Source organism: Adonisia turfae CCMR0081 (assembly GCF_011009555.1).
In the GTDB taxonomy this organism is placed as follows: Bacteria; Cyanobacteriota; Cyanobacteriia; order Phormidesmidales; family Phormidesmidaceae; genus Leptothoe; species Leptothoe turfae.
This window is the reverse complement of the sequence record NZ_QXHD01000004.1, coordinates 4892403-4898592: the sequence shown is the minus strand read 5'-3', so window position 1 is coordinate 4898592 and position 6190 is coordinate 4892403. Positions and strand designations below refer to the sequence as shown.

The 6190-nt window shown below is 48.7% G+C and carries 7 protein-coding genes and 1 pseudogene; 4 read left to right on the top strand and 4 right to left on the bottom strand.

All coding sequences use genetic code 11. The annotated features are described in order from the left end of the window. Positions 1–910 (top strand): annotated as a pseudogene (locus tag DXZ20_RS25050) (cobyrinate a,c-diamide synthase); the annotation flags it as partial. A gap of 128 nt (positions 911–1038) precedes the next feature. On the opposite strand, the gene DXZ20_RS25045 reads toward DXZ20_RS25050, so the two are convergent. Together DXZ20_RS25045 and DXZ20_RS25040 are read right to left on the bottom strand one after the other, a co-directional pair. Next, entirely contained in the window at positions 1039–1812 is a 774-nt protein-coding gene (locus DXZ20_RS25045) for an SIR2 family NAD-dependent protein deacylase (RefSeq protein ID WP_163701788.1), read from the bottom strand. A 129-nt stretch (positions 1813–1941) separates the two neighbouring features. After that, the gene (locus DXZ20_RS25040; RefSeq protein WP_163701786.1) at positions 1942–2241 is read right to left on the bottom strand and encodes a hypothetical protein; all 300 of its coding nucleotides are present in this window, start codon (positions 2239–2241) and stop codon (positions 1942–1944) included. A 319-nt stretch (positions 2242–2560) separates the two neighbouring features. Here DXZ20_RS25040 and DXZ20_RS38335 point away from each other — a divergent pair, with 319 nt between their 5' ends. The 3 genes from DXZ20_RS38335 (at position 2561) to DXZ20_RS25030 (ending at position 4036) form a co-directional block, all read left to right on the top strand. Next, positions 2561–2695: a hypothetical protein gene (locus tag DXZ20_RS38335; RefSeq protein WP_284681693.1), complete on the top strand. Its 135-nt coding sequence runs from the start codon at positions 2561–2563 to the stop codon at positions 2693–2695. Beyond that, positions 2692–3300, top strand: a complete 609-nt coding sequence (locus DXZ20_RS25035; protein ID WP_163701784.1) for a hypothetical protein — start codon at positions 2692–2694, stop codon at positions 3298–3300. The genes DXZ20_RS38335 and DXZ20_RS25035 overlap by 4 nt, the downstream gene beginning before the upstream one ends. Before the next feature lie 76 nt (positions 3301–3376). Continuing rightward, entirely contained in the window at positions 3377–4036 is a 660-nt protein-coding gene (locus tag DXZ20_RS25030) for a GDYXXLXY domain-containing protein (RefSeq protein WP_163701782.1), read from the top strand. Positions 4037–4056: 20 nt separating this feature from the next. Here DXZ20_RS25030 and DXZ20_RS25025 read toward each other — a convergent pair whose 3' ends face one another. Next, positions 4057–4953 carry a pentapeptide repeat-containing protein gene (locus DXZ20_RS25025; protein WP_163701780.1) on the bottom strand — a complete coding sequence of 299 codons (897 nt, stop codon included), beginning with the start codon at positions 4951–4953 and terminating at the stop codon, positions 4057–4059. Positions 4954–5149: 196 nt separating this feature from the next. Beyond that, a complete protein-coding gene (cobW, locus tag DXZ20_RS25020; protein ID WP_163701778.1) occupies positions 5150–6190 on the bottom strand; it encodes a cobalamin biosynthesis protein CobW in 1041 nt (346 codons plus the stop codon).

The window sequence follows — 6190 nt, the reverse complement described above, 5'->3', positions numbered from 1 at the left end:
TGTAGGGGGGATTCCTCGCTCTAAGCCCGTAAGGATTCCTGAACGTCATCTAGGACTATGGCGGGCGACAGAGGAAGAATTAGCTGAGACTGACTATCTGGACAGTCTGGCAAAGCTGGTAACCGACAATCTGGATTTGGCAGAGTTAGTCAATATTGCCAACTCTCGCTCAGACCAACTCGTAGCATCCAGTCACCTGGAGATGAAAACCGGTGCTCAACAATGCTTGTCCCACTCTCCTAAGGTCCGTATTGGGATTGCCCAGGATCAGGCATTTTGTTTTTACTATGGGGTCAATCTGAGTCTGCTGGAACAGGCAGGGGCAGAACTGATTCCTTTTTCTCCCCTAAAGGATGCTTTGCCTGAGAATTTGGATGGTCTTTATATTGGTGGGGGGTATCCTGAGCTGCATTCTAAACAACTGTCTGGGAATAAGGAGATGCGGGATGCGATCGCAAACTTTTGCCGGTCAGGACGCCCAGTCTATGCAGAATGCGGTGGCCTGATGTATCTTTCCCAGGGATTGTTGGGTGCTGAACAACAACGCTATCCCTTTGTCGGTATTCTTCCGTTTTGGACAACAATGGGACAACGGGTGAAGCTGGGCTATCGCCAGGTAGACATGGTGGGACCCTACGGTGGCTTCCCTAAACAGGGCGCCATTCGCGGTCATCGGTTTCACTATTCAGACATTGTGGATGCTCAAGGTAATCTGCTGGAAATCACCCCGACGTCCCCTGAGCGAAGTCGAAGGGGACAATTAGAGTTTAATTACAAACTGCAAGGATGGAAAAACCATCAAACCTGGGAAGGTTATCAGGTCTATAATGTCCTCGCCAGTTACGTTCATTTACACTTTGGCAGCAATCCCACCTTTGCCCAACAGTTTGTTAAATGTTGTCGGCCATAGTCTTTAGAACTACCTCGACAACATTAGTATCAGCTAACGTCCTTGAGCCTAGCGATGCGGCAAGAACTCTCGATTAAAAGGACACCCGTGATCGTCGCACCCCTAGAACATTATGGCTGTAGTTATCTCTAATGCTGAGCCAAATGCCAAATCTGCTCTAACGCCACCGCTGCTCCTAGGGCAATCCGATATTCCACCACAGACGACAACATCGTTTCACCCGGATTAATTTCTACCGTGGGAATACCCTTCAACTGTGCTCTAACCAGAGGTTCAGCAATATACGGAAAAAGCCCCGACGTTCCTACCGCAAAGACAAGATCCCAGGCTGTGTCCTGAAACTGGTAAAGCGCTTGGATGCCCCGTTCGGGCAAAGTTTCACCGAACAGGACAACGGCAGGACGAATAATCCCCTGGCAGGCTGGACAGATGGGGGGCAGAGGCACCTCTTGGCCATAGTCCGCCAGGAAGTCCTGGGCTGTGGTGACATCATCACACTTGATGCAATAAAGCTCTGAAGCACGACCGTGAATTTCCACCAGGTTTTGACTGCCTGCCGAGCGGTGAAACCCGTCAATATTCTGGGTTAAGACCCAAGTGTTAGGCTTATGGTGCTCAATTTCCGCAATCACCTCATGCCCACGATTGTGGCAAGTATTGTGTAATGCCGCACCAAGTTGCCAGAGATATTTCCAGGTAATGTCGGGCTGCACCTGAAACATGGAGCCACTTAGGGCTTCTTCAATCGAAAAGCCTTCTGCTGTCGTTTGTCCTTCGTATAGCCCACCCACACCCCGGTAGGTGGGCAAACCCGAATCAGCAGAGAGGCCTGCCCCCGTAATAAACAGAATCTGTTCGGCTTGACTCAAATGCTCGGCAACGTCCTCAAGAATAGTAGTCATAGTCTAGGTATAGCAATGGGTAAGGTGTTTGGAACATCCAGGTTAACCTACCTATCCCAATGTCCTAATTGCTTAAGGACGACTATAGTCTGGTATTACTTCCTCGAAGCTACCGAACCACTAAAATCTCTAACTACAGGCCTTTTCTACATCACCCTTTGTAATGGAAAACGCATCAAACTCTCCCCCTTCAAACTCACCGGTTACAGTCACTTGTTCCCCGACGGTGATGTGACGAGTGGTGTTATCTCCACAAACGTCGTAAGAGTCAACAGTTATAGAGCGATCTTCCGTCTTCAACTGAAATCCGTCTTCCCACACTCGATGCACTTCACCCACAAAGGTAGTATCCTGCGTCTGGGCAGTGGCAAGCTCACCAATAAGGATGCCGGCAAACACAAAGAAAGAACTTACAATAGTTAATTTCATCAGATACCTCATCTGCCATTGAGAATTATTAATTGTTTTTTAACCTTAATCAACTTTAGATGAATTGAGAATGACGTTTTTTTTATCGTTTACATTTATAAAATCTCAGATTGCTGCAACACAAATTTCCAATATTCAAACAATTCGACGGCTCAAAGAGATACAACGCAGTTTGACTTCGCCTTACTTCGATGAACTTCGCCTGACATCTGGCCTATTGGATCTGCTTCCGTCAGCTACACCATACTCATGGAAAATTCATTGAAACTATTGCCAAACTGGCCCCACAGACAGATGAGGGTTCATGCAGGTAGTGGCTATGTCCAAGTTTCGTCGACAACTTCGCAAGGAAGCAGAGCAGTGGTGGCAAGAAGGTGTCATCACTGTAGATATCTACGAACAACTGTCGGAGCGTTATAAATATGGACCTACAACCGAGACGTGTGGAGGTTGACCCCCCGCTCCATCAATACCCGACCAGATCCGTTTCAAACGGTGTCGCGCAGCCTGGCTATTACGGTGCTGAGTCTAACACTCTATATCTTTTCATTTAAGGCTACCTGGGCCAGCCCACACCTATTTCAAGATGATACGTTGACCGAGTTGTCCTGGTGGTTTGTGAACAGTGTAGTATTTAGCGTTTTTGCGGGGCTAGGATGGCTGCGACTGCGACACCAGCTGAGACATTGGAATCTCTGGCAAGAACAGTCGATCAATACCGTTGCAATCGCCCTGATACTCATCCTATCTACCGGAATCGTAATTACCCACATCTCCCTGGGGGGTATCAACATCGTTGCAACTATTGTCGTTAACATTATGTTGTTCTTACTGGCGCTGGCCCTGTTGCGGGATAGTTTAGCCTTAGGCGTACGACGCACCTTTTGGGGTGGAATGGTGTTGTTAGTGTTAGGACTACTCAGTCGCTTGTTTGAGTACAACACTGACTTAATGTTGAAGGCCGTTGTATTAGTACTCTGCGGCATCGGCATAATTGTTGCAGGGTTATGGTTTGAGCATCGACTTAAGCATTCATCAGCACGCCTCAGTCAAGCTTAAACCTGATTTTTGCAAACGACACTTCTTGAACAACAAAACAACATTTATCATTGATCGTTTTTTTAGGTACTGTCCTATGTCATCTTCGTCATCTCAACATCCCGACATTAAAACTCTGGTTAAGCCTGATGGTAAGCCAGTGCCCATCCAATCGTTGCCAAGACGTAGACTACCCGGTTGGCGATTGTGGGCTCCCCTACTGATTCAGGCCGCGATAATTGTCGCAGTGCCTGCTCAGGATGTCTATACCTCTGCCACAGGCACATCTGTTACGCTACAAACTGCCCCTGTCGATCCCTACGATTTTTTGAGAGGGTATTACCAAACCCTGCGTTATGACATTTCCCAACGTGAGACGTTGCACACACTTCCGGGTGGCGAGAAGTTTTTTGAGGACTATGACTATCAGCCTCAGGCCTTTTTTGTTGTCTTGGAAGCTCCCAAAACAGAGACTTCGCCTCCAACTCCCTGGCAACCCATTCGCGTCAGTGAAACACGACCTGACGATCTAGACACTAATCAGATTGTTCTAAAAGGTCAATACGCTAACAATCGAATCACCTACGGTCTGGAGCGTTACTACATGCCAGAGGATCAAAGAGTAGATATCAATGCACATATTAATGATACTCAATGGCGAGATCAAGAAGCTTTTGTGGTGGACATTAAAATCGATAGCCATGGCAATGCGGTGTTAGTAGGACTATGGGTGAATAGCACTAACTATCGTTTTTAATGTAAGGAGATATCTTTGGGTTAGTCCCATTGGTGTTGTCGAGCTTCATCGACGATCCCTTGGGCCTCTTCGAGGGGAATATCATAGCGAGTGCTCAAGAGTTGGGGCATGCGATCGCAGGCACGATTGGGATTCACATCTGGTTGCTTGGAATAAGCAGGCAATGCAACATTACATAAAAAAGGTGAAGGTTTCACCTCGAGTTGAAGCGGTTCAAGATTTAGAACTTCTCGTAAATTTATAAAAAATAGCAAGGCACCGCTGAGGTTAGCATCGCTGAGGTTGGCATCGCTGAGTAGGGTACAGTTGAGGTTGGCCCCGCTGAGGTTGGCATATCTGAGATCGGCCCCGCTGAGGTCGGCATATCTCAGGTCAGCCCCGCTGAGATTGGCATACCTAAGGTTGGCACCGCTGAGGTTAGCCCCACTGAGGTCAGCACTGATAAGGTCAGCCCCACTGAGGTTAGCGCCGCTGAGGTCGGCCCCGCTGAGGTTAGCGCCGTTGAGGTTGGCCCCGCTGAGGTCGGCATATCTGAGGTCGGCATATCTGAGGTTGGCCCCGCTGAGGTTGGCACTGATAAGGTCGGCGCTGATGAGGTCGGCCCCGCTCAGGTCGGTCCCGCTCAGGTCGATTGCCTCTGCATTTCTGTTAGCAATGCGGAAACGAAGAAACAGGAAAACCCCACCGGCAACCATTGCGAGCGTCCCAATCCCCCTGATGAGGGTTTGACGATGTGGGTGAGCAAGGGTGACTCTTTCGTTGTGGGATAGGCGACCGTCATCTGGCTGAGGTTGACGAACGGGGAGTAACCAAAGCCACCACACTAACCAGAGAAAGACTGGAGTGGCGATCGCTCCCATCACCCACCCCTTGTTGATGCTTATCTTTGGCGGCCACTGCTTGAATCGCTCTCGCATGCTTGGGACTCCCTCAATGTTGAGCCCATTATCGCTCCCCTCATTCGGGAACGCCCTAAATATTTATGCGCGCTTAACCACCCCATTTACGCCAAGGCGTATTCTGCCTGCTTTGTGCTTTTGCAACCAATGCGGGTTTGAGCCATGGTCCATGGACTTTTGAACTAAGTCGATGGGCCATGGCTCACCATCAGGCCTATGCAGTTCCTGCCATAGCTTGAGTAACGGTCTCTTTATCCAGCTCAGAGCCAATGACCACTAGCCGAGTCTGACGAGATTCATCCGCTTGCCAGGGGCGATCATAAAAGTGATCAAAACGCTGGCCTACACCTTGCAAAACTAGTCGCATCGCTTTGTTTGGGACAGAGACAAAGCCTTTAATGCGATAAATCTCTTGCTGCTTCACCAATGATTGCAAACGTTGCACCAAAACAGCAGGCTCAAACGCCTTATCTAGCTCAACATAAACGGACTCCAGATGATCGTCATGCTCATGCTCTTCTTCATGATCATGATGGCTGTGACGACTATCCAAGTCATCTTCAACAGCGGCATTAAAGCCCAGCAAAATATCTGGGCTAATCTCACCCTGCTGACAAGGAACAACCTTAACACCCGTGGGTGCCTTCTGTTGGAGCCATCGTTGTACCTTAAGACGGTTATCCTCCGACATCACATCGGTCTTAGTCAGTAGCACCATATCAGCACAGGCTAGCTGATCCTCAAACAGTTCCTCAATGGGTGTCTCATGGTCTAATGAGTCATCTGCCTGTCGTTGGGATTCTAGGGCCTCTAGAGCGCCAACAATTTGACCCTTGGCAAGGGCATTGCCATCCACCACCGTCACCACACCATCCACGGTTGCGCCAGTCCGAATTTCAGGCCAACGAAATGCCTGCACTAAAGGCTTCGGCAGCGCTAACCCTGAGGTTTCAATGACAATACAGTCAATGTCTTCTCGTCGCTTTAGAAGAGTTTGCATGGTAGGCAAAAACTCTTCTTGCACAGTGCAGCATAGACACCCATTAGCAAGCTCTAGAATTTTAGTATCAGGGGTCTCATCTTCATCACAGACCTGGCAGGATTTTAGAATTTCTCCATCAATGCCAACTTCTCCAAACTCGTTGACTAATACAGCGATGCGTCGTCCCTGGTTGTTTTGCAATAGATGACGCACCAGCGTAGTTTTACCGGAACCTAGAAAGCCGGTGACTACGGTAACAGGAATTTTATGCAT